The organism is Enterobacter sp. I4, assembly GCF_022669095.1.
Taxonomy (GTDB): Bacteria; Pseudomonadota; Gammaproteobacteria; order Enterobacterales; family Enterobacteriaceae; genus Enterobacter; species Enterobacter pasteurii.
The window spans coordinates 2,560,035-2,580,517 of record NZ_JALBUO010000001.1 but is presented as its reverse complement, the minus strand read 5'-3'; the positions used below and the strand labels follow the sequence as shown (position 1 = coordinate 2,580,517).

25 protein-coding genes and 1 other annotated feature are annotated in these 20,483 nt (G+C 56.0%); of the genes, 16 read left to right on the top strand and 9 right to left on the bottom strand.

What is annotated here, in order from left to right:
- Positions 1-11 precede the first annotated feature (11 nt).
- Together ghoS and pfkB are read right to left on the bottom strand one after the other, a co-directional pair.
- Entirely contained in the window at positions 12-302 is a 291-nt protein-coding gene (gene ghoS / locus MOQ06_RS12260; protein WP_242173168.1) for a type V toxin-antitoxin system endoribonuclease antitoxin GhoS, read from the bottom strand.
- A 92-nt stretch (positions 303-394) separates the two neighbouring features.
- Positions 395-1,327 carry a 6-phosphofructokinase II gene (gene pfkB / locus MOQ06_RS12255; protein WP_148419188.1) on the bottom strand — a complete coding sequence of 311 codons (933 nt, stop codon included), beginning with the start codon at positions 1,325-1,327 and terminating at the stop codon, positions 395-397.
- 296 nt (positions 1,328-1,623) lie between these two features.
- Between pfkB and MOQ06_RS12250 the strand changes: the two genes are divergently transcribed.
- Together MOQ06_RS12250 and MOQ06_RS12245 are read left to right on the top strand one after the other, a co-directional pair.
- Positions 1,624-2,382, top strand: coding sequence for a YdiY family protein (locus MOQ06_RS12250; RefSeq protein WP_148419055.1), 759 nt, complete (start codon positions 1,624-1,626; stop codon positions 2,380-2,382).
- A gap of 259 nt (positions 2,383-2,641) precedes the next feature.
- Positions 2,642-2,866, top strand: a complete 225-nt coding sequence (locus tag MOQ06_RS12245; RefSeq protein WP_176610565.1) for a hypothetical protein — start codon at positions 2,642-2,644, stop codon at positions 2,864-2,866.
- A 188-nt stretch (positions 2,867-3,054) separates the two neighbouring features.
- Here the strand turns inward: MOQ06_RS12245 and yniD are convergent, their stop codons facing one another.
- Positions 3,055-3,162 carry a small membrane protein YniD gene (gene yniD, locus MOQ06_RS12240; RefSeq protein ID WP_003857815.1) on the bottom strand — a complete coding sequence of 36 codons (108 nt, stop codon included), beginning with the start codon at positions 3,160-3,162 and terminating at the stop codon, positions 3,055-3,057.
- A gap of 98 nt (positions 3,163-3,260) precedes the next feature.
- Complete coding sequence (yncL, locus tag MOQ06_RS12235) at positions 3,261-3,353, bottom strand: stress response membrane protein YncL (RefSeq protein WP_071785204.1); 93 nt, start codon at positions 3,351-3,353, stop codon at positions 3,261-3,263.
- A 323-nt stretch (positions 3,354-3,676) separates the two neighbouring features.
- Here yncL and thrS point away from each other — a divergent pair, with 323 nt between their 5' ends.
- The 9 genes from thrS (at position 3,677) to btuC (ending at position 11,931) form a co-directional block, all read left to right on the top strand.
- Positions 3,677-5,605 carry a threonine--tRNA ligase gene (thrS, locus tag MOQ06_RS12230; RefSeq protein WP_148419051.1) on the top strand — a complete coding sequence of 643 codons (1,929 nt, stop codon included), beginning with the start codon at positions 3,677-3,679 and terminating at the stop codon, positions 5,603-5,605.
- Positions 5,606-5,608: 3 nt separating this feature from the next.
- Positions 5,609-6,151, top strand: coding sequence for a translation initiation factor IF-3 (gene infC / locus MOQ06_RS12225; protein WP_023616141.1), 543 nt, complete (start codon positions 5,609-5,611; stop codon positions 6,149-6,151).
- A 97-nt stretch (positions 6,152-6,248) separates the two neighbouring features.
- Positions 6,249-6,446, top strand: a complete 198-nt coding sequence (gene rpmI / locus MOQ06_RS12220; protein ID WP_001124225.1) for a 50S ribosomal protein L35 — start codon at positions 6,249-6,251, stop codon at positions 6,444-6,446.
- A gap of 50 nt (positions 6,447-6,496) precedes the next feature.
- Positions 6,497-6,853, top strand: coding sequence for a 50S ribosomal protein L20 (gene rplT, locus MOQ06_RS12215; protein WP_000124850.1), 357 nt, complete (start codon positions 6,497-6,499; stop codon positions 6,851-6,853).
- 116 nt (positions 6,854-6,969) lie between these two features.
- Positions 6,970-7,094: a sequence feature (Phe leader region), on the top strand.
- Entirely contained in the window at positions 6,975-7,019 is a 45-nt protein-coding gene (gene pheM, locus MOQ06_RS12210) for a pheST operon leader peptide PheM (protein ID WP_001386830.1), read from the top strand. It overlaps the preceding feature by 45 nt.
- 62 nt (positions 7,095-7,156) lie before the next feature.
- A complete protein-coding gene (pheS, locus tag MOQ06_RS12205) occupies positions 7,157-8,140 on the top strand; it encodes a phenylalanine--tRNA ligase subunit alpha (protein ID WP_033145275.1) in 984 nt (327 codons plus the stop codon).
- Positions 8,141-8,155: 15 nt separating this feature from the next.
- Complete coding sequence (gene pheT, locus MOQ06_RS12200) at positions 8,156-10,543, top strand: phenylalanine--tRNA ligase subunit beta (RefSeq protein ID WP_242173165.1); 2,388 nt, start codon at positions 8,156-8,158, stop codon at positions 10,541-10,543.
- Positions 10,544-10,547: 4 nt separating this feature from the next.
- Positions 10,548-10,847 carry an integration host factor subunit alpha gene (ihfA, locus tag MOQ06_RS12195; protein WP_003857805.1) on the top strand — a complete coding sequence of 100 codons (300 nt, stop codon included), beginning with the start codon at positions 10,548-10,550 and terminating at the stop codon, positions 10,845-10,847.
- Between the two features lie 103 nt (positions 10,848-10,950).
- On the top strand, positions 10,951-11,931 hold the full coding sequence (gene btuC / locus MOQ06_RS12190; RefSeq protein WP_242173267.1) for a vitamin B12 ABC transporter permease BtuC: 981 nt from the start codon (positions 10,951-10,953) through the stop codon (positions 11,929-11,931).
- Positions 11,932-11,952: 21 nt separating this feature from the next.
- On the opposite strand, the gene MOQ06_RS12185 is transcribed toward btuC, so the two are convergent.
- A complete protein-coding gene (locus tag MOQ06_RS12185) occupies positions 11,953-12,279 on the bottom strand; it encodes a nitroreductase (RefSeq protein ID WP_242173163.1) in 327 nt (108 codons plus the stop codon).
- Positions 12,280-12,505: 226 nt separating this feature from the next.
- Here MOQ06_RS12185 and MOQ06_RS12180 point away from each other — a divergent pair, with 226 nt between their 5' ends.
- From MOQ06_RS12180 to selO, 5 genes are all read left to right on the top strand, one after another.
- A complete protein-coding gene (locus MOQ06_RS12180) occupies positions 12,506-13,057 on the top strand; it encodes a glutathione peroxidase (protein WP_148419044.1) in 552 nt (183 codons plus the stop codon).
- Positions 13,057-13,812: a vitamin B12 ABC transporter ATP-binding protein BtuD gene (gene btuD, locus MOQ06_RS12175; RefSeq protein ID WP_242173161.1), complete on the top strand. Its 756-nt coding sequence runs from the start codon at positions 13,057-13,059 to the stop codon at positions 13,810-13,812. The genes MOQ06_RS12180 and btuD overlap by 1 nt, the downstream gene beginning before the upstream one ends.
- 72 nt (positions 13,813-13,884) lie before the next feature.
- On the top strand, positions 13,885-14,349 hold the full coding sequence (locus MOQ06_RS12170; protein WP_242173159.1) for an NlpC/P60 family protein: 465 nt from the start codon (positions 13,885-13,887) through the stop codon (positions 14,347-14,349).
- A gap of 292 nt (positions 14,350-14,641) precedes the next feature.
- Positions 14,642-15,355 carry an EAL domain-containing protein gene (locus MOQ06_RS12165; RefSeq protein ID WP_148419038.1) on the top strand — a complete coding sequence of 238 codons (714 nt, stop codon included), beginning with the start codon at positions 14,642-14,644 and terminating at the stop codon, positions 15,353-15,355.
- A 61-nt stretch (positions 15,356-15,416) separates the two neighbouring features.
- The gene (gene selO, locus MOQ06_RS12160) at positions 15,417-16,859 is read left to right on the top strand and encodes a protein adenylyltransferase SelO (RefSeq protein WP_242173156.1); all 1,443 of its coding nucleotides are present in this window, start codon (positions 15,417-15,419) and stop codon (positions 16,857-16,859) included.
- On the opposite strand, the gene MOQ06_RS12155 is transcribed toward selO, so the two are convergent.
- The 4 genes from MOQ06_RS12155 to chuS are packed head-to-tail and all read right to left on the bottom strand — an operon-like array spanning position 16,856 to position 20,463.
- A complete protein-coding gene (locus tag MOQ06_RS12155; protein WP_242173154.1) occupies positions 16,856-17,635 on the bottom strand; it encodes a heme ABC transporter ATP-binding protein in 780 nt (259 codons plus the stop codon). The two genes, selO and MOQ06_RS12155, sit on opposite strands and share 4 nt — an antisense overlap.
- The gene (locus tag MOQ06_RS12150) at positions 17,628-18,620 is read right to left on the bottom strand and encodes an iron ABC transporter permease (protein ID WP_242173152.1); all 993 of its coding nucleotides are present in this window, start codon (positions 18,618-18,620) and stop codon (positions 17,628-17,630) included. The genes MOQ06_RS12155 and MOQ06_RS12150 overlap by 8 nt, the downstream gene beginning before the upstream one ends.
- Entirely contained in the window at positions 18,620-19,438 is an 819-nt protein-coding gene (locus tag MOQ06_RS12145; protein WP_148419030.1) for a hemin ABC transporter substrate-binding protein, read from the bottom strand. The genes MOQ06_RS12150 and MOQ06_RS12145 overlap by 1 nt, the downstream gene beginning before the upstream one ends.
- The gene (gene chuS, locus MOQ06_RS12140; RefSeq protein WP_242173149.1) at positions 19,435-20,463 is read right to left on the bottom strand and encodes a ChuX/HutX family heme-like substrate-binding protein; all 1,029 of its coding nucleotides are present in this window, start codon (positions 20,461-20,463) and stop codon (positions 19,435-19,437) included. The genes MOQ06_RS12145 and chuS overlap by 4 nt, the downstream gene beginning before the upstream one ends.
- Positions 20,464-20,483: the final 20 nt, after the last annotated feature.

Genomic DNA, 20,483 nt, shown 5'->3' with positions numbered 1-20,483 from the left:
AAACAGGGCACTTATTGCTCTTTTTTATGCCAGTTGTCCCAGGTATCCACGTCAATTTCCGTGCTTTTGTCGGTGACGCTTTCCACCAGGGTACTGGCCAGCGCCTGCACCTCTTCCTGGCTCAGCGGGCTTATCAGGCCAAACGCCAGCGAGCCGAGGTCGTGTATATTGCCTTCATCGTCCGTCAGCGTAAGCTGAAAATTGGCGCGCGTGAACGCATTGTTGAGTTCATTCAGTTCGGTCAGCGACGCCTCATGAATATTCACGGTTACGACGTAGCGGGTGATATCACCACTGCTCATAATTCACCTCGTTGTTATCCTGAAAGTTTTCTTAGCATAGTCGATATGCCCTGTTTAGCGACTTCCCCCTCTGCCGGAAGGGGGAAGATCGTTCAGCTTCTTGACAGGTAATCGACGATTTTCTGGGTATCCGCGAGTGAACACAGCCGCGTGCCCTGATTGATGGTGGCTGCACTCCCCGCCGCGACGCCATAGCGCGTCATTTCAAGCAGCGACGCGCCCTGCGCCAGCTTCAGCGCCATCGCGCCGACCATGCTGTCACCTGCGCCTACGGTGCTCTGGCTCTTCATTGGCGGCGGGACGACCTGCACGAAACCCGTTTTATCGACGGCCAGCGCCCCCTGTGGTCCAAGAGAGACCACAACGCGGTGCGCTTTGCCGGTGCGTACCAGCTCTTCTGCGGCGGTACGCACGTCATCAGGCTGGTTCAGTTCGCGATTAACAAGCGCGCTCAGCTCTTTCTGGTTGGGCTTAACGAGTTCCAGCTGTCCGGGTTCTAACGCGGCCCGCAGGGCGTCGCCTGAGCTATCGACAATGCAGCGAATGCCGCGCTGGAGTACCGCCTTAATCAGCGCCGTCAGCTTTTCAGTTTTCACGCCCGGCGGCAGGCTACCGCTGATGACCAGCAGCGAGCCGCTCTCAATGGTCAGCACTTTCTCTTCCAGTTGACGAAACTCATCGTCGCTCAGCTTTGCGCCCGGCATCACGAAACGATACTGCTCGCCGCTGGATTCAACGTGAACATGCAGGTTTTGCCGGGTCCAGTCGTGGGCGTCTACGGTATCCACCGCAACCTGCTCATCCGCCAGCAGCGCCACCAGATGCTCGCCCGTCGCCCCGCCGGCGGGGAAGATGGCGGTCGCTTTCCCGCCGAGATGCGTAATGGCGCGCGCCACGTTAATGCCGCCACCGCCCGGTTCAAACACCGGTGCGCTACAGCGGAGCTTACCTTCCGGGTATATTTGCGGCGTCATGGTCGCGGAGTCGAGGGAAGGGGAGAGTGTCAGCGTATAAATTGAAGCCATCATTACCTCCTTTTAGCATGGGTTCTTTTAAGCCTGGCACCGATCGCCAGGAAGGCAACGTAAATAACAGTATGATTTTAAATATGAATGCTGACAAAAACCCTGCGGCAGATATATAAAATAAAACGCGTTTTGAGATCGTTCTTATTCAAAAAATGAAATAAGAAAACATTGCTATGTTATTTGCGGCTTTTTATAATTTGTTACCTTTCTCTGGACGCCTTGTCATTGATCCTCAAGAAAGTTTCCGAGACCGTGATGGTCTCTTTTTTTGTTGTACGGACTCCTTAAATAAAATGAAGCTTTTGAAGACAGTACCCGCAGCACTGATGCTGGCGGGTGGCGTGTTTGCGTCACTGAATGCAGCCGCCGATGATACCGTTTTTACTGTCATGGACGATCCTTCCACCGCCAAAAAACCCTTTGAAGGTAACCTTAATGCGGGCTATCTGGCGCAATCCGGTAACACGAAAAGCTCCTCCCTTACCGCAGACAGCACCCTGACCTGGTACGGCAACACCACCGCCTGGTCGCTGTGGGGGAACGCCAGCAACACCTCCTCCAACGACGAGCGTTCATCTGAAAAATATGCGGTGGGCGGACGTAGCCGTTACAACATGACCGATTATGACTACCTGTTCGGACAGGCGAGTTGGCTGACTGACCGCTTCAACGGCTATCGCCAGCGTGATGTCGCGACCGCGGGTTATGGTCGTCAGTTCCTGAACGGGCCAGTGCACAGCTTCCGTTTTGAATTCGGTCCGGGCGTACGTTACGACGAGTACACCAATGGCGAAGATGAAACGCAGCCGCTGGGCTACGCATCGGGCACCTACGCATGGCAGATGACCGACAACGCTAAATTCACCCAGGGCGTGTCGGTATTCGGTGCTGAAGATACGACGCTAAACTCTGAAAGTGCTTTAAATGTGGCCATTAACGAACACTTTGGCCTCAAGGTGGCGTACAACGTGACCTGGAACTCTGCACCGCCTGATTCTGCGCCGGAACATACCGATCGCAGAACCACGCTTTCTCTCGGCTATAAAATGTAATTCCGACGGGCCGGACTATCCCGGCCCGTTTTTTATTTTCAGTAACTGTGCTGTTTTATAATAAACGGCGTTTTAAATTAACTGGTCCTTTTTCATTTTTATTATTTCTCCATAATGCGCTTGAGGCCTTATTCAGTTTATTTGACACGAATTGATAAATAATTTGACTAGGAAAAAGTGTGATCCAGATCTACACTGAAAGCACAGGCAAAAGCTCGCCTCAAGCCTTTCAGCATTAATTAGTATGAGAATTATCATTATGAAAAAAATCAAAACCGCTACAGCAGCGATGGTGCTTTCCGCACTTTCATTTGGCGTATTTGCTGCTGATAATATGACGCAACCTGCCAGCAGCCAAACCGGTATTGTCAAAGCTTCGGATGTTGAAGCAGGCTCAAACATGGCTCCAGGCTCTCAGTCTACCGGCCAGTCCATGAACGATGCGTTTGATGTACATAAGCTGGTGGCGGGTGAGTGGTCCTGATCCCTGTTAACTGCCAGACTGTTGTTGAATATTCATCAATATTACAGCCTGTGTAAAACCGGATGAAGACGTACCGGTTTTTACACGCGGGAATAACCTAAAGACAGTTACAATATATACAGGAAATTCACCACCTGTTTACGTTTCGCTTTACGATAACCGTATACGCTTCTTCTCTGCTGGCTATATCAGCCCCAGATCATCGCGGCCCAGCGCAGCAGCAGCATCGCGCCGCAAATAGCAATTAATACCACGACCATTTTCCAGTGCTTAACGGCAAATCGTTTAGTTGGCATAACCTAATCCTTGTCAGTTGAGACCCTTAGTCTACCAAATTAAGCGCCAAAATGCGCTTTACCCTGGACAGCAGGCTATGCCAGATCACCGGTCTGATTCAGAACCAGTGAAATCTGTCGGCCAGGATCAATACCAGACCGGCAGCGGAAAGAAGATTTAATATCACAACGGTTCTGCTGGATACATTCATGTCATCACCCCTGGATGTTTAAGGACATGTTCAAGGATAGCTCAGCACTTTCGGAATGCGAGCATCTGGCAGCGAAAGTTCCCCCGCTCATACAGAAGGTTGAGAGGTTCAAAACGGTCGCAGAAGGTGCATTCGCCTTGTCAATAGTGTTACCATTACGCTGCGTGCCGTAAATCCGCATTATTCTGAAATCGGCAGGTGCAGGATGACGAACCAATTTGACGATTGTTGGTCAGATGGTTTCGTAATCTACTGTTTAATCACGATTATTTTCTTTGTATATGCTCTTATGTGTGGGGCATCACTGCAAATAAGGATATAAAATGCCTGTAATTACTCTTCCTGATGGCAGCCAACGCCATTTCGATCGCGCTGTAAGCCCAATGGATGTTGCCCTGGACATCGGTCCCGGTCTCGCGAAAGCGACCATTGCTGGCCGCGTGAATGGTGAGCTGGTTGACGCGTCCGATCTGATTGAAAGCGATGCGACGCTCGCAATCATCACTGCGAAAGACGAAGAAGGTCTGGAGATCATTCGTCACTCCTGCGCGCACCTGTTAGGTCATGCTATCAAGCAGCTGTGGCCAAACACCAAAATGGCGATCGGCCCGGTTATCGACAACGGTTTCTACTACGACGTTGACCTTGACCATACCCTGACCCAGGAAGACATCGACGCGCTCGAAAAACGTATGCACGAGCTCGCCGAAACGAACTATGACGTCATCAAGAAGAAAGTCAGCTGGCACGAAGCGCGTGAAACCTTCGTGAAGCGTGGCGAGAGCTATAAAGTCTCTATTCTCGATGAGAACATCGCTCATGATGACAAGCCTGGCTTGTACCATCATCAGGAATACGTCGACATGTGCCGTGGACCGCACGTGCCGAATATGCGCTTCTGCCATCACTTTAAGCTGATGAAGATCGCAGGCGCTTACTGGCGTGGCGACAGCAACAACAAAATGTTGCAGCGTATCTATGGTACCGCGTGGGCTGATAAGAAAGCCCTGAACGCGTACCTGCAGCGCCTGGAAGAGGCGGCTAAGCGTGACCACCGTAAAATCGGTAAGCAGCTTGACCTGTATCACATGCAGGAAGAAGCGCCGGGTATGGTGTTCTGGCATAACGACGGCTGGACTATCTTCCGTGAACTGGAAACCTTCGTGCGCTCTAAGCTGAAAGAGTACCAGTATCAGGAAGTAAAAGGGCCGTTCATGATGGACCGTGTGCTGTGGGAAAAAACCGGCCACTGGGACAACTACAAAGATGCGATGTTCACCACCTCGTCTGAGAACCGTGAATACTGCATCAAGCCAATGAACTGCCCGGGCCACGTTCAGATCTTTAACCAGGGTCTGAAATCCTACCGCGATCTGCCGCTGCGTATGGCGGAGTTCGGTAGCTGCCACCGTAACGAGCCATCAGGTGCGCTGCACGGTCTGATGCGCGTTCGTGGCTTTACTCAGGATGATGCGCATATCTTCTGTACTGAAGATCAGGTACGTGATGAAGTTAACGCCTGTATTCGTATGGTCTACGATATGTACAGCACCTTTGGCTTCGAGAAAATCGTCGTCAAACTCTCAACGCGCCCGGAAAAACGTATCGGTAGCGATGAGACATGGGATCGCGCAGAAGCGGATCTCGCCGTAGCGCTGGAAGAGAACGGAATTCCGTTTGAATACCAGCTGGGTGAGGGCGCATTCTACGGTCCGAAAATTGAATTTACCCTGTATGACTGCCTCGATCGCGCATGGCAGTGCGGAACGGTACAGCTGGACTTCTCTCTGCCGCAGCGTTTAAGCGCCTCTTATGTGGGCGAAGACAACGAGCGTCAGGTGCCGGTTATGATTCACCGTGCAATCCTCGGTTCACTGGAGCGCTTCATTGGCATCCTGACCGAAGAGTTCGCCGGCTTCTTCCCAACCTGGCTTGCGCCAGTGCAGGTAGTCGTGATGAACATTACCGATTCTCAGGCGGATTACGTTAAAGAATTGACGCAGAAACTACAAAATGCGGGCATTCGCGTAAAAGCAGACTTGAGAAATGAGAAGATTGGCTTTAAAATCCGCGAGCACACTTTACGTCGTGTCCCGTATATGTTGGTCTGTGGTGATAAAGAGGTGGAAGCAGGCAAAGTTGCCGTTCGCACCCGCCGTGGTAAAGACCTGGGGAGCCTGGACGTAAGTGAAGTGATTGAGAAGCTGCAACAAGAGATTCGCAGCCGCAGTCTTCAACAACTGGAGGAATAAGGTATTAAAGGCGGAAAACGAGTTCAAACGGCACGTCCGAATCGTATCAATGGCGAGATTCGCGCCCAGGAAGTTCGCTTAACAGGTCTGGAAGGCGAGCAGCTGGGGATTGTGAGTCTGAGAGAAGCGATCGAAAAGGCTGAAGAAGCTGGAGTAGATTTAGTTGAAATCAGCCCTAACGCCGAACCGCCAGTTTGTCGTATCATGGACTACGGCAAGTTCCTTTATGAAAAGAGTAAGTCTTCTAAGGAACAGAAGAAGAAGCAAAAAGTTATCCAGGTTAAGGAAATCAAATTCCGTCCTGGTACCGACGATGGCGATTATCAGGTAAAACTCCGCAGCCTGATTCGCTTTCTGGAAGATGGCGATAAGGCCAAGATCACGCTGCGTTTCCGCGGTCGTGAGATGGCCCACCAACAGATTGGTATGGAAGTGCTTAACCGCGTCCGTGACGATCTGAGTGAACTGGCAGTAGTCGAATCCTTCCCTACGAAGATCGAAGGCCGCCAGATGATCATGGTGCTCGCTCCTAAGAAGAAACAGTAAGGCCTTCAAGCAGCAAAATCTGTGGAGCCTTAGGGCCCCATAGGTTTTGTTCGCCTATGTTTCGTTTATTTAACAATGCGAAGTGGAAGTTATTAAAATGCCAAAAATTAAGACCGTACGCGGTGCTGCTAAGCGCTTCAAAAAAACCGGTAAAGGTGGTTTTAAGCACAAGCACGCTAACCTGCGTCACATTCTGACTAAGAAAGCTACCAAGCGTAAACGTCACCTGCGTCCAAAAGCCATGGTTTCTAAAGGCGATCTGGGCCTGGTCATCGCGTGCCTGCCGTACGCATAAGTCGTTAACGTTTAACTTTTTTAACTTAGAATAGATACAGGAGAGCACACATGGCTCGCGTAAAACGTGGTGTAATTGCACGTGCACGTCACAAGAAAATTTTGAAACAAGCTAAAGGCTACTACGGTGCGCGTTCACGCGTATACCGCGTTGCCTTCCAGGCTGTTATCAAAGCTGGTCAGTACGCTTACCGTGACCGTCGTCAGCGTAAGCGTCAGTTCCGTCAACTGTGGATTGCGCGTATCAACGCAGCAGCACGTCAGAACGGTATTTCTTACAGCAAATTCATCAACGGCCTGAAAAAAGCCTCTGTTGAAATCGACCGTAAGATCCTGGCTGACATCGCAGTATTCGACAAAGTAGCGTTCACCGCTCTGGTCGAAAAAGCGAAAGCAGCACTGGCATAAGCCAGTTGAAAGAGGGGGCTTTGCTCCCTCTTTTCATATACCCGATCAGAAGATTGACATTTACCCGTCCAGGCTTTTCAATAAGGTCTTTACGGTTTTTACCACACAAGGTAACGCAAGCATGAATGCTGCTATTTTCCGCTTCTTCTTTTACTTTAGCACCTGACTTCAGGAGGCTAGCGCGTGAAAGATGAAACGAAAAACAGCGCCAGATAAGCCTCCCGATGGAGGCTTTTTTTGTGCCTGAATTTGAGAGAATACGTCCAACAATTCGGTGTCTGCACCGACATAATGAGGAAAACCATGTCACATCTCGCAGAGCTGGTTGCCAGTGCAACGGCCGCCATTAACCAGGCCTCAGATGTTGCCGCGTTAGACAATGTCCGCGTCGAATATCTGGGCAAGAAAGGGCATCTGACCCTTCAGATGACAACCCTGCGTGAGCTGCCGGCAGAGGAGCGCCCGGCAGCAGGTGCAGTGATTAACGAAGCCAAAGAGCAGGTACAGCAGGCGCTGAACGCCCGTAAAGCCGAGCTGGAAAGCGCGGTACTCAATGCGCGCCTGGCGGCAGAAACGATCGACGTTTCTCTGCCGGGGCGTCGTATTGAAAACGGCGGCCTGCATCCGGTGACGCGTACTATCGATCGTATTGAAAGTTTCTTCGGTGAGCTCGGCTTTACCGTGGCGACTGGCCCGGAAATTGAAGATGATTACCATAACTTCGATGCCCTGAACATCCCTGGCCATCATCCGGCACGTGCTGACCACGACACTTTCTGGTTTGACGCTACCCGTCTGCTGCGCACCCAGACCTCCGGCGTTCAGATCCGTACCATGAAGGATCAGGAACCGCCAATTCGCATCATCGCGCCGGGCCGCGTGTATCGTAACGACTACGATCAGACGCACACCCCAATGTTCCACCAGATGGAAGGTCTGATTGTTGATAAAAACATCAGCTTCACCAACCTGAAGGGCACGCTGCACGATTTCCTGAACAACTTCTTTGAGGAAGATTTGCAGGTTCGCTTCCGTCCGTCCTACTTCCCGTTCACTGAGCCCTCTGCGGAAGTTGACGTCATGGGTAAAAACGGTAAGTGGCTGGAGGTGCTGGGCTGCGGCATGGTGCATCCAAACGTGCTGCGCAACGTGGGTATCGATCCGGAAGTTTACTCCGGCTTTGCGTTCGGTATGGGCATGGAGCGTCTGACCATGCTGCGCTACGGCGTGACCGATTTACGTGCATTCTTCGAAAACGATCTGCGTTTCCTCAAACAGTTTAAATAAGGGCAGGACAGAACAATGAAATTCAGTGAACTGTGGTTACGCGAATGGGTTAATACCACGCTGGACAGCGAAGCGCTCTCCAACCAGATCACCATGGCGGGTCTGGAAGTTGACGGTGTCGATCCGGTTTCTGGCGCCTTCACCGGCGTAGTCGTGGGTGAAGTGGTTGAGTGCGGCCAGCACCCTAACGCCGACAAGCTGCGCGTCACCAAAGTAAATGTGGGTGGCGATCGCCTGCTGGATATCGTCTGCGGCGCGCCAAACTGCCGTCAGGGCCTGAAGGTGGCCGTGGCGACCGTCGGCGCCGTGCTGCCTGGCGATTTCAAAATCAAAGCGGCGAAGCTGCGCGGCGAGCCGTCTGAGGGCATGCTGTGCTCCTTCTCCGAGCTGGGGATTTCCGACGATCACAACGGCATTATTGAGCTGCCGCTGGATGCGCCGATCGGCACCGATATTCGTGAGTACCTGAAGCTTGATGACAACACCATCGAAATCAGCGTTACGCCAAACCGTGCCGACTGCTTAGGCATTATCGGCGTGGCGCGCGACGTTGCCGTGCTGAACCAGACCGAGCTGAACGTGCCGGAGATCGCTCCGGTTGCGGCCACCATCAGCGACACGCTGCCAATTCAGGTCGACGCCGTTGATGCCTGCCCGCGCTATCTCGGTCGCGTGGTGAAAGGCATTAACGTTAAGGCACCAACCCCGCTGTGGATGAAAGAAAAGCTGCGTCGCTGCGGTATCCGCTCTATCGACGCCGTCGTTGACGTGACCAACTACGTTCTGCTGGAGCTGGGTCAGCCAATGCACGCGTTCGATAAGGATCGTATCGAAGGCGGTATTGTTGTTCGCATGGCGAAAGAGGGCGAAACCCTGGTGCTGCTGGACGGCAGCGAAGCGAAACTGAGCGCCGATACGCTGGTTATTGCTGACCACAACAAAGCGCTGGCGATGGGCGGTATCTTCGGTGGCGAGCACTCTGGCGTCAACGACGAGACGCAAAACGTCCTGCTGGAATGCGCGTTCTTCAGCCCGCTCTCCATCACCGGCCGCGCGCGTCGTCATGGCCTGCACACGGATGCCTCTCACCGCTACGAGCGTGGCGTTGACCCGGCGCTGCAATATAAAGCGATGGAGCGAGCGACTCGCCTGCTGATCGACATCTGCGGCGGTGAAGCCGGTCCGGTTATCGACGTCACTAACGAAGCGACGCTGCCGAAGCGTGCGACCATCACCCTGCGCCGCAGCAAGCTGGATCGCCTGATTGGCCATCACGTTGCCGATGCGCAGGTGACCGACATTCTGACGCGTCTGGGCTGCGACGTGACCGAAGGTCAGGACGAGTGGAAGGCCGTAGCGCCGTCCTGGCGTTTCGACATGGAGATCGAAGAAGACCTGGTGGAAGAGGTGGCCCGCGTATACGGCTACAACAACATTCCCGACGAGCCGGTGCAGGCAGGTCTGGTGATGGGCACCCATCGCGAAGCCGATCTGTCCCTGAAGCGTGTGAAAACCATGCTGAACGACAAAGGCTACCAGGAAGTGATCACCTACAGCTTCGTGGATCCTAAGCTTCAGCAGCTGATCCACCCGGGTCAGGAAGCCCTGATCCTGCCAAGCCCAATCTCCAGCGAGATGTCAGCGATGCGCCTCTCCCTGTGGACGGGCCTGCTGGGCACCATCGTTTACAACCAGAATCGTCAGCAAAACCGCGTACGCATTTTCGAAAGCGGCTTGCGCTTTGTACCGGATACTCAGGCTAATTTGGGCATCCGTCAGGATCTCATGCTGGCCGGCGCAATCAGCGGTAACCGCTACGAAGAGCACTGGGATCTGGCAAAAGGCACGGTCGATTTCTACGATATGAAGGGCGATCTGGAATCAATCCTCGATCTGACCGGTAAATTATCTGAAATTGAATTCCGCGCAGAAGCGTTTCCGGCCCTGCATCCGGGCCAGAGCGCGGCGATTTATTTAGACGGCAAACGTGTTGGTTTCATTGGCGTTGTGCATCCTGAGCTGGAACGTAAGCTTGACCTCAACGGCCGTACCATCGTGTTCGAGCTGGAGTGGAGCCCGGTCGCAGACCGCGTTATTCCTCAGGCGCAGGACGTCTCGCGCTTCCCGGCAAACCGCCGTGATATCGCGGTTGTGGTCGCTGAAAACGTGCCCGCAGCAGATATTTTGGCCGAATGTAAGAAAGTTGGCGTAAATCAGGTAGTTGGCGTAAACTTATTTGACGTGTACCGCGGCAAGGGCGTAGCAGAAGGTTTCAAGAGCCTCGCTATTAGCCTTATCCTTCAGGATACCAGCCGTACACTCGAAGAAGAGGAGATTGCCGCTACCGTCGCCAAATGTGTAGAGGCATTAAAAGAGCGATTCCAGGCATCATTGAGGGATTGAACCTATGGCGCTTACAAAAGCTGAAATGTCAGAATATCTGTTTGATAAGCTTGGGCTTAGCAAACGGGATGCCAAAGAGCTGGTAGAGCTGTTTTTCGAAGAGATCCGTCGTGCTCTGGAAAATGGTGAGCAGGTAAAACTCTCCGGTTTTGGCAATTTTGATTTGCGAGACAAAAACCAACGTCCGGGCCGTAACCCGAAGACGGGGGAAGATATTCCCATTACAGCCCGCCGCGTGGTGACCTTCAGACCCGGCCAGAAGTTGAAAAGCCGTGTCGAAAACGCAACGCCCAAAGCAGAGTAATATGAACTAACTAAAAAGGCCGCTCACGCGGCCTTTTTTCTTTGCGCTATTTGCTAAACCCGCCGTAAAATCAATGATATCTCAATCTGATAACCTGTCGCCTATGCTTGATCTTGCCCGTCGCCAGCGCCGCTCCGATCTCTACCGCCTGTCTTTGCTCGGGATGCTGTTGATTATCGCCACCACGGTCAGCCTGTGCGCGGGCGATCGGTGGCTGGGGCCGGAACGCTGGTTTACCCCAGACGGGCAGCTCTTTGTCTGGCAGATCCGCCTGCCGCGGACGCTGGCCGTCATTCTGGTCGGCGCGGCGCTGGCGCTGTGCGGCACGATTATGCAGGCGTTGTTCGAAAACCCGCTGGCGGAGCCAGGGCTACTCGGCGTCTCGAATGGGGCTGGCGTCGGGCTTATCGCCGCCGTAATGCTGGGGGGAGGCGAGCTATCCGCCTGGGGCATTAGCCTCAGCGCCATTCTCGGGGCGCTGCTGATCACCGTCATTCTCCTGCGCTTTGCCCGACGTCACTTATCAACCAGCCGGCTGCTGCTGGCCGGTGTCGCGCTGGGGATCATCTGTAGCGCGCTGATGACCTGGGCCGTCTACTTTTCCACCTCATTTGACCTGCGCCAGCTGATGTACTGGATGATGGGCGGCTTTGGTGGCGTTGACTGGCGTCACGGGTGGCTGATGGCGCTTCTGATCCCGGTGATCCTGTGGACGGCGCTTCAGGCGCAGCCGCTTAATATTCTGGCGCTGGGCGAAACCTCTGCCCGCCAGCTCGGGATGCCGATTGGATTCTGGCGCAACGTGCTGGTTGTCGCCATCGGCTGGATGGTTGGGGTCAGCGTGGCGCTGGCGGGCGCGATTGGCTTTATCGGGCTGGTGATCCCGCATATGCTACGCCTGTGTGGCATTACGGACCACCGAACCCTGCTCCCGTCCTCGGCGATTGCCGGGGCGGCAACGCTCCTGATTGCCGACATCATCGCCCGGCTCGCCCTGACGGCCGCAGAGCTGCCGATCGGCGTAGTGACCGCAACGCTGGGCGCGCCGGTCTTTATCTGGCTACTTTTAAAGGCTGGTCGCTGAACGGAATGATATTTACTCTAATTAGCTCCCCGATACGCCTGATTTATCGGCATCGACGCTTACGCTGACGTTAAGCCTTTTCGCTTCCATCGTTATCATTTTTTGAGCAAGATCCTTATCGCCACCGTGCACCCGGTCTATCAGTTTTTGTACGAGTGTCATCATTAAAAACGGCTGATTGGCAGGATAAAAATCAGCCATATCAATGCCGCGATCCGACAGTTCCCGGTGTGCGTCTTTCTCTGTTTTTTCAATAATGTTAGTTACTTCCTCACTCATTTTATCGATATGGTCGAAGACAATACGATTGATAATGTCAATTTGCTCAGGCGTAAAGGTCTTTGTCATTCGGGCTCACCTTTTAAAGTTATAAGTATCCAGAATGATATCATAGCCTGACCAGGGGCGTATTTTGCCCTGTCTCGCGGGCCTTCTCCGACAGAAATGCAGCTAAACAACTGGTTTTCATGTAAAATTATGATTGATAAAAGAATCATGGAGTCAGGCTTTAATCTGACTACTATTAAAAGCTGGACGTTAAAACACACCCCGTAAGTCAACCTGAGGGCATGCTATGCAGTCTGATATTCTGAATACCGAAGTGACCACCATTGACGGTGAGAAAACCACGCTGGAAGGCTACAAAGGCAAGGTGTTGCTCATCGTTAACGTGGCGTCGAAATGTGGTCTCACGCCGCAGTATGAACAGCTGGAAAATATCCATAAAGCCTGGGAGAAAGACGGCTTTTGCGTGCTGGGTTTCCCGTGCAACCAGTTTCTGGGGCAGGAGCCCGGCAGCGAAGAGGAGATTAAGACCTTTTGCAGCACCACCTATGGCGTGACGTTCCCGATGTTCAGCAAGATTGACGTGAATGGCGACAATCGTCATCCCCTGTATGCCAAACTGGTGGCCGCTGCGCCAGCCGCCGTCGCGCCGGAAGAGAGTGGCTTCTATGAGCGTATGGCGAGTAAAGGCCGCGCGCCGCTCTATCCGGACGATATTCTGTGGAACTTCGAAAAATTCCTGATTGGTCGCGACGGGCAGGTGGTTCAGCGTTTTTCACCTGACATGACCCCTGAAGATCCTATCGTGATGGAATCTATCAAGCTGGCGCTGGCGAAATAATGACGCTGCTGATGCAGCTCACAGACGTTGCCGACAAGGGACGTCTTGAGCCTGTTACCGCTACGGTCAACGCAGGTGAAGTTCTTCACCTGGTTGGGCCAAACGGCGCAGGGAAAAGCACGCTGCTGGCGCGTATGGCGGGGTTAACCTCCGGGCAGGGGGAGATTACCTTTCTCGGGCAATCTCTCGTTGACTGGCAGCCCGCCTCACTAGCTACCCGTCGAAGCTACCTGGTACAGCAGCAGGTAGCGCCCTTTGCGATGCCCGTCTGGCACTACCTGACGCTGCATCTTCCCGATAAGCATCAGGTGGAATTGCTCAACGAGGTTGCTGCGGCGCTCGGGTTAGACGACAAGCTCACCCGTCAGGCCAGCCGGCTTTCCGGCGGTGAGTGGCAGCGCGTGCGGCTGGCCGCCGTCATCCTTCAGGTCCATCCGGCGGGGAATCCTCACGGGCGCTTGCTGCTGCTGGACGAGCCGATGAGCGGGCTGGATGTTGCCCAGCAGGCGGCGCTGGATACCCTGCTCGGCGCGCTCTGCCGCAAGGGCATGACCATTGTGATGAGCAGCCACGATTTAAACCATACCCTGCGCCACGCGCATCGGGTGTGGCTGCTGGCGCGCGGCAGGCTGATTGCCAGCGGGGCGCGGGACAGCGTGCTGACCCCGCCCAATCTGGCGAGCGCCTATCACATGTCGTTCCGGAGGCTGGATATTGAGGGACACAGGATGCTCATTTCCACGGCTCAGGAGTGACCCTCCTTGCACAGCGGCATAGATGCACGCTAAATTACCGAAAGAATAAAAAAAGCAGAGGATTCGTCTGAAATGCGATTCTGGTTTCTCCTTGTTGGCGCGCTATTTCTGGCGGGATGCAGTAGCCATCGTGCCCCACCGCCTAACCCGCGGCTTTCCGATTCCATAACGGTCATTGCCAGCCTGAACGATCAGCTCAGCAACTGGCGCGGTACACCCTATCGCTACGGCGGCATGAGCCGGGGCGGGGTGGACTGCTCGGGCTTCGTGCTGATGACCTTCCGCGATAAATTTGATTTACAGCTGCCGCGTGAAACGCGGATGCAGGCGGAAATCGGCACCGAAATTGATAAAGACGAGCTCCTGCCCGGCGATCTGGTCTTCTTTAAAACAGGCTCCGGTGAAAATGGCCTGCATGTGGGCATTTATGATACCGACAACCAGTTCATTCACGCCTCAACCAGCCGCGGCGTGATACGCTCCTCTCTCGATAATGTTTACTGGCGAAAAAAATTCTGGCAGGCCAGACGTATTTAACCGGTGAAAGCGATGCAGCTGCTGCGAGCCTGGTGATGAATAAAAGCGCCAGGCTTTTCTCGCAGTAAGATTAAAGTAAAATTTGTGCCAAATTATTTACCCTGGTAAGTGCCTGTTTTATCTAAAACTGGCTATTATTCACTTTCCAGGATAAAATTATTTTAGATTCAGGGAAAAATCTGAAAATTAATACGGAAAGAATGAAACTAATCTTATTAAAATCAAGACAGTGGAATTGTGCCTGCAATTGCTTCAGGATGTACTCTCTCATCTTTAATGCAGGGCGAGCGCGATGATAATTACGCTAGATAATGCTTACCAGTCTGAACTTTTACTGCTTCCGGCGCGTGATAGTGCAGGTTTGCTTAAAGGTTTAGAAATCGTGGTTAACTTTACTGGCGTAGGTACGGACGTGCGGATCCCTACTGAACTGGTTATCCCGCATCTTTCTAAGGAAGATGAATTAGCCCTGTTTCAGGAAAAACTACAATTACTCGATACCTGTAAGCTATTTTTTATTCAGCATCAGTTAATTGCATGGATCAATATTACACCTGCAACTGTTGAATTTTTATTAACTAATGGGAACGTTGTTTCAATTCTTGAACGTTATCCATTTCTTGAGTTTACTGTTAATGAGAACTATCCAGGTTTAAATAACGGGAAAGACGATCCCGACCTGGCAAGAATGGCGATCCATTTCCCCTTAGTGCTGGCTAACTTTGGCGCCGGGGCTGCATCCCTGAAGCCGGTTTATGATGGTTTGTTCAGGCGGGTCATTCTGGATAAGAATTTTATCCAGCAGCGCGTGTCGGCGCTCTCTTTTGAACCGTTTATGCGCGCCATTCTCTGGCAAATCGCGCCGCATTGTCAGTCGGTAATGGTCGCGGGTATTGACGAGCACGGCATATTACAGCGCGTGCTGCCCTTCAATTTTGACGCCATGCAGGGAACCCTGTGGCCTGCCGTCCCGGCAGAGCGGGTTACCACCCTCGTACAGCAATAACCCCTTTCTTCGCCCGTGTTTACGTTCAGGGAAACCCTCTACACTTAAAGCAGGAGGACTTATGACCCTGTCTTTTACTGCCCACTGGCACGATGAACTACCCGGCTTCTACACCGCGCTTAAGCCAACGCCCTTACAGAACGCGCGCCTGATCTGGCATAACGATGCGTTAGCGGACTCGCTCGGCATCCCTTCGGCGCTTTTTCAGCCGGAAAAGGGCGCCGGCGTCTGGGGCGGCGAAACGCTGCTTCCGGGCATGAAGCCGCTGGCCCAGGTGTATAGCGGACATCAGTTTGGCGTCTGGGCAGGGCAACTCGGCGACGGCCGGGGGATCCTGCTGGGCGAACAGTTACTCCCGAACGGCGACACGCTTGACTGGCACCTGAAGGGCGCAGGTCTTACCCCGTATTCCCGCATGGGAGACGGCCGCGCGGTGCTGCGTTCCACCATCCGCGAAGGGCTGGCCTCCGAGGCGATGCACGCGCTGGGGATCCCCACCTCACGGGCGCTGTCGATTGTCACCAGCGATACCCCGGTTGCCCGCGAGACGATGGAGCAGGGGGCGATGCTGATCCGCGTTGCCGGGAGCCACCTGCGCTTCGGCCATTTTGAACACTTCTACTACCGCCGGGAGCCGGACAAGGTTCGCCAGCTTGCCGATTACGCCATTCGCCGCCACTGGCCGCAGCTGCAGAACGAACCGGACCGCTACGTTGCCTGGTTCCGCGATATCGTCGCGCGCACCGCCAGGATGATTGCCCGCTGGCAGGCCGTCGGCTTTGCGCACGGCGTAATGAATACGGACAATATGTCCCTGTTGGGGCTGACGTTTGACTACGGTCCGTACGGCTTCCTTGATGACTATCAGCCGGGCTACATCTGTAACCACTCGGATTATCAGGGACGTTACCGTTTCGACAATCAGCCCGCGGTGGGGCTGTGGAACCTCCAGCGTCTTGCGCAAAGCCTGTCGCCGTTTATCGACGTCGATGCCCTGAACGATGCCCTCGACGGCTATCAGGAGGTTTTACTGCGGGAATATGGCGCGCTGATGCGCAGCAAGCTGGGGCTAATGACCCAGGAAAAAGGCGATAACGAGTTACTGAACGGGCTATTTGCGCTGATGGCGCGCGAGGGCAGCGACTATACCCGCACCTTCCGCATGCTCAGCCAGACCATGCAGCAGAGCGCCGCCTCGCCGCTGCGCGACGAGTTCATCGACAGGCAGGCGTTTGACGACTGGTTTGCCGCCTACCGCGCGCGTTTGCAGCAGGAACAGATTGAAGATGACGTCCGCCAGACGCAGATGAAGGCGGTGAACCCGGCGATGGTGTTGCGTAACTGGCTGGCGCAGCGAGCAATCGAGCAGGCGGAGCGGGGGGATTATGCCGAGCTGCACCGGCTGCACATCGCGCTGCGCACGCCGTTTGCCGACCGGGATGATGACTACGTCAGCCGCCCGCCGGACTGGGGCAAGCGGCTGGAGGTGAGCTGCTCAAGCTAGGGCGCGAGGAAAACCTGCGGCGCGGCGTGCGCCGGATGTTTGCCTACGTGCACCTGCGCACCGTACCACCGGGCCAGCGCGTCGGCCTGCAAAACCGCCTCCGGCGTTCCCCGGGAGACGATCCGTCCGTCGTGCAACAGCAGGATCCGATCCGCCCATAACGCGGCAAGATTGAGGTCGTGCAGCACCACGCAGGCGTGGAGGTTGCCCTGCCCGGTCAGCGATTTCAGCAGGCGCAGCAGGTGCTGCTGGTGGTAGAGATCCAGCGCCGAGGTGGGTTCATCGAGAAACAGCCAGCCGCGGGGCGTGCCGTCACGCCATAGCTGCGCCAGCGCGCGGGCCAGCTGGACGCGCTGCTGCTCGCCGCCCGAGAGGGCATGATAGCGTCTGCCGGCCAGCGGCATACAGCCGGTCAGGAGCATCACCTCACGCACGATCTCTGGCTCAGGATAACGCGTCCAGGGCGCGCGGCCCATCCCGACTACCGCCTCCACATGCCAGTCAAAGCCAAGCTGCGTCTGCTGACGCATCACCGCCCGGTAGCGGGACAGCGTTAGCGGATCCCATTGGCCGAGGGCTTTCCCCGCCAGCGAACAGCCCCCGCTGGTGGGCTTCAGGTAGCCGGTCAGCAGCCGCAGCAGCGTGGATTTCCCCGCGCCGTTAGGCCCAATCAGCGTAACCAGCTCTCCCTGCGACAGTGACAGCGAGACGTTCTCAACCAGCGTGCTTCCGGACAGGGAGAACGTCAGGTTTTCAGCCGCATAACGTTCAGCCATGCTGCCCTCCACGACGGAAAATCAACCACAGAAACCAGGGCGCGCCGAGAATGCTGGTGAGCAGGCCGACGGGCATTTCAGCCGGGGCCACCAGGGTGCGCGCGACCGTATCGGCCACCAGCAGCAGAATAGCACCGGCAAGCACCGCGCCGGGAACGGTAGCGCGGTGATCGGCACCCAGCCACATGCGCATCAGGTGCGGCACCACCAGCCCGACAAAGCCGATCACCCCGCTGACGGCGACAGCAGCGGCTACCAGCAGGGCGCTGCACAGCAGCAAGATCCGCTGCACCACCGCAACGTCCACGCCGAGGTAATGTGCTTCCTCTTCGCCAAGCTGGAGGAGGTTTAACGCGCCGGCACAGCGCCAGATCGCCAGAACGGCAGGCACCATCAGCGAGGTCACGGCCAGCAGCGTTGACCACTGCGCCTGGCCGAGGCTGCCCATACCCCAGAGTGAAAGCTGACGAAGCTGAGCGTCATTACTGACCCACGAAAGCACGCCCACGGCCGCACCGCACAGGGCATTGATGGCGATACCCACCAGCAGCAGGCGAGACAGGGAGCTATGACGCTGCTGGCTGAGCAGGAAGATCGCCCCTGTGGCCGCCAGCGCCCCAATGAATGCCGCCAGCATGGGAGCGTAAAGCATGACCAGCGCGGGCAGCGAGAGCGGGAGAACCACCCACAGGGCGACGGCCAGCGCCGCGCCGCTGCTGATCCCGAGCAGGCCCGGGTCGGCCAGCGGATTGCGAAACAGCCCCTGCATCACGCACCCCGCCAGCGCCAGCGACCCGCCAATCACCAGCGCCAGCAGCACGCGGGGCAGGCGAATGGTCAGCCAGATCTGGCGCAGCGTCTCGTCGCTGCCGCTCCACAGCACGCTCGCCGGCAGGCGTAACGCGCCAAACCCCGTGGCCGTGAAGGTCATGACGGTGAGCAACGCCGCCAGCAGCCACAGGGATAGCGTAACGCGCCGCGACATCAGGGCAGTTGCTCCGCTCTGGCGCGCAGCTGCTGAATGGCCTGCGGCGTGCGCACGCTAAAGCCGAGCAGCGCCATGTCATCGATCGCCAGCACCTGCCGGTGACGTCCTGCCGGGGTTTGCGCCAGGCCGGGTAACTTCCACAGATTCTCTTCACCGCCCAGGGCGTTGACGCCGTCCTGCGAAATCACCACCAGATCCGGCCGGCTGGCGATTACGCCCTCCTGCGAAAGCGGCTGATAGCGGCTAAATCCCTGCATGGCGTTCTGCAACCCGGCGGCACGTATTGCCGCATCCGCGCCGGTCTGTTGCCCGGCAGCCATCGCGGTCATCCCGCCGTGGTTGAGGATAAACAGCACGCGCTTGTTGAGCGGCGATGACGGCAGCGCCGCCATCGCCTGACGCAGCGAGCCGCGCAGGGCTTCACCCTGCTGCTCCCGGTGCGTCGCCTGAGCAATGACCCGCACCTTCTCGTCAATCACGCTCAGGTCGGGACGGCCGGGTACGGTGACCACCCTGACGCGGCTCTGTTCCACCTGCTTCAGCGCGAGAGACGGCTGTGCCTGGTCGCTCGCCAGCACCAGCGTCGGGCGCACGGATAAAATGCCCTCCGCATTGAGCTGGCGCAGATAGCCCACGTCAGGTAGCGCGTCCGCCGCCTGCGGCCACCGGCTGGTGCTGTCGCGCGCAACCAGGGAAGACGCCGCGCCGAGGGCATAGACGATCTCCGTCACGTCGCCGCCAAGGGCGACGATTCGCTCCGGCGCGGCGACGGCGGCCAGCGGCAGGGCGAAGAGCAGGGCAAACCATTTTTTCATGCGGCCAGCCCTTCTGGCGTCAGGGCGTCGATCTGGCTGCGCCACTGGCTTTGCTCCGGCTCGCCTTCGGTACGCTGGCCGTACAGCTGTGCGATTTGCGTACCATCCGCAGCAAACAGCTCCAGGCTGGTGACGTGACCGTCCGCCGTGGGCTTGCGCGTCACCCAGGTCTCCGCGATAGTCTCCTCAAGCAGATGGAGGGTAAAGGTTGGGTTGAAGATGTTCAGCCAGCCCTTCATCGGGACCAGTTTTTCCACCGCGCCGGTGAAGATCTGCACGCAGCCGCGGTTGCCGACAAAGATCATGATCTCGTTACCGTCTCGCCGCGCCGCCTCCAGCAGCTGTGCCAGCGCGCCGTTCTCTACCTTACAGGCCAGGTCGTCGCTCACCAGGCGAAACGCCTGCTGGCGACTCAGGTTGTGGCGCCTGAGCAGGGTGAAGAACTGGTGCACGTCGGTCATGGCGCGCCACTCTTTCTCCACCGTGCCCGCATCGGCCCGTTCCGCGTGAGCGGGGGCGTCGGCCGCTTTCAGCTCCAGCGCGGGATTATCGGCAAAGATAAAGCGGGTCAGCACGTCGCCCCAGGCGGACAGGTCAGTGTTATCCGTGGTGTAGACCTTCAGCAAAGCGTCGCCCTGACGATCGAAGAACTGAATGCTCTGACGTTCGCCGCGCGGGGTCGTTTCGCTGAGATGAAACGCGCTCGCCCACTGGTTGAGGAACAAACGCAGATCCAGCGCGCGCGGGTTCAGCACCAGCCCGGCATGGCCGCCAAGATGCTGGTTAGTAAACGCCCCGACCTGTTCGTGAACGGCGTATTCGTTACGGCAGATGCACTTTGTTTCGCCCACGGACTCCAGCGCAGCCAGAATGTCGCGCATTTCACCGCGCAGCCGCCAGGCGTCGTGGCCGACGCGCGCCCGGGCCAGCTCCGCTTCGCGGATGTTCATCAAACCGGCGATGTCGCGCGCGTACTTACCCGGATGCGCTTCTTTTAGCTCAAGCCAGCGTGTGTAGTGACTCATTGTCTTATCCTTCTGAATCG

Excerpts from the sequence above, each read along its gene's own strand:
- ghoS (WP_242173168.1), bottom strand. The coding sequence starts at position 302 with ATGAGCAGTGGTGATATCACCCGCTACGTCGTAACCGTGAATATTCAT.
- pfkB (WP_148419188.1), bottom strand. The coding sequence starts at position 1,327 with ATGGCTTCAATTTATACGCTGACACTCTCCCCTTCCCTCGACTCCGCG.
- MOQ06_RS12250 (WP_148419055.1), top strand. The coding sequence starts at position 1,624 with ATGAAGCTTTTGAAGACAGTACCCGCAGCACTGATGCTGGCGGGTGGC.
- MOQ06_RS12245 (WP_176610565.1), top strand. The coding sequence starts at position 2,642 with ATGAAAAAAATCAAAACCGCTACAGCAGCGATGGTGCTTTCCGCACTT.
- yniD (WP_003857815.1), bottom strand. The coding sequence starts at position 3,162 with ATGCCAACTAAACGATTTGCCGTTAAGCACTGGAAAATGGTCGTGGTA.
- yncL (WP_071785204.1), bottom strand. The coding sequence starts at position 3,353 with ATGAATGTATCCAGCAGAACCGTTGTGATATTAAATCTTCTTTCCGCT.
- thrS (WP_148419051.1), top strand. The coding sequence starts at position 3,677 with ATGCCTGTAATTACTCTTCCTGATGGCAGCCAACGCCATTTCGATCGC.
- rpmI (WP_001124225.1), top strand. The coding sequence starts at position 6,249 with ATGCCAAAAATTAAGACCGTACGCGGTGCTGCTAAGCGCTTCAAAAAA.
- rplT (WP_000124850.1), top strand. The coding sequence starts at position 6,497 with ATGGCTCGCGTAAAACGTGGTGTAATTGCACGTGCACGTCACAAGAAA.
- pheS (WP_033145275.1), top strand. The coding sequence starts at position 7,157 with ATGTCACATCTCGCAGAGCTGGTTGCCAGTGCAACGGCCGCCATTAAC.
- pheT (WP_242173165.1), top strand. The coding sequence starts at position 8,156 with ATGAAATTCAGTGAACTGTGGTTACGCGAATGGGTTAATACCACGCTG.
- ihfA (WP_003857805.1), top strand. The coding sequence starts at position 10,548 with ATGGCGCTTACAAAAGCTGAAATGTCAGAATATCTGTTTGATAAGCTT.
- btuC (WP_242173267.1), top strand. The coding sequence starts at position 10,951 with ATGCTTGATCTTGCCCGTCGCCAGCGCCGCTCCGATCTCTACCGCCTG.
- MOQ06_RS12185 (WP_242173163.1), bottom strand. The coding sequence starts at position 12,279 with ATGACAAAGACCTTTACGCCTGAGCAAATTGACATTATCAATCGTATT.
- MOQ06_RS12180 (WP_148419044.1), top strand. The coding sequence starts at position 12,506 with ATGCAGTCTGATATTCTGAATACCGAAGTGACCACCATTGACGGTGAG.
- btuD (WP_242173161.1), top strand. The coding sequence starts at position 13,057 with ATGACGCTGCTGATGCAGCTCACAGACGTTGCCGACAAGGGACGTCTT.
- MOQ06_RS12170 (WP_242173159.1), top strand. The coding sequence starts at position 13,885 with ATGCGATTCTGGTTTCTCCTTGTTGGCGCGCTATTTCTGGCGGGATGC.
- MOQ06_RS12165 (WP_148419038.1), top strand. The coding sequence starts at position 14,642 with ATGATAATTACGCTAGATAATGCTTACCAGTCTGAACTTTTACTGCTT.
- selO (WP_242173156.1), top strand. The coding sequence starts at position 15,417 with ATGACCCTGTCTTTTACTGCCCACTGGCACGATGAACTACCCGGCTTC.
- MOQ06_RS12155 (WP_242173154.1), bottom strand. The coding sequence starts at position 17,635 with ATGGCTGAACGTTATGCGGCTGAAAACCTGACGTTCTCCCTGTCCGGA.
- MOQ06_RS12150 (WP_242173152.1), bottom strand. The coding sequence starts at position 18,620 with ATGTCGCGGCGCGTTACGCTATCCCTGTGGCTGCTGGCGGCGTTGCTC.
- MOQ06_RS12145 (WP_148419030.1), bottom strand. The coding sequence starts at position 19,438 with ATGAAAAAATGGTTTGCCCTGCTCTTCGCCCTGCCGCTGGCCGCCGTC.
- chuS (WP_242173149.1), bottom strand. The coding sequence starts at position 20,463 with ATGAGTCACTACACACGCTGGCTTGAGCTAAAAGAAGCGCATCCGGGT.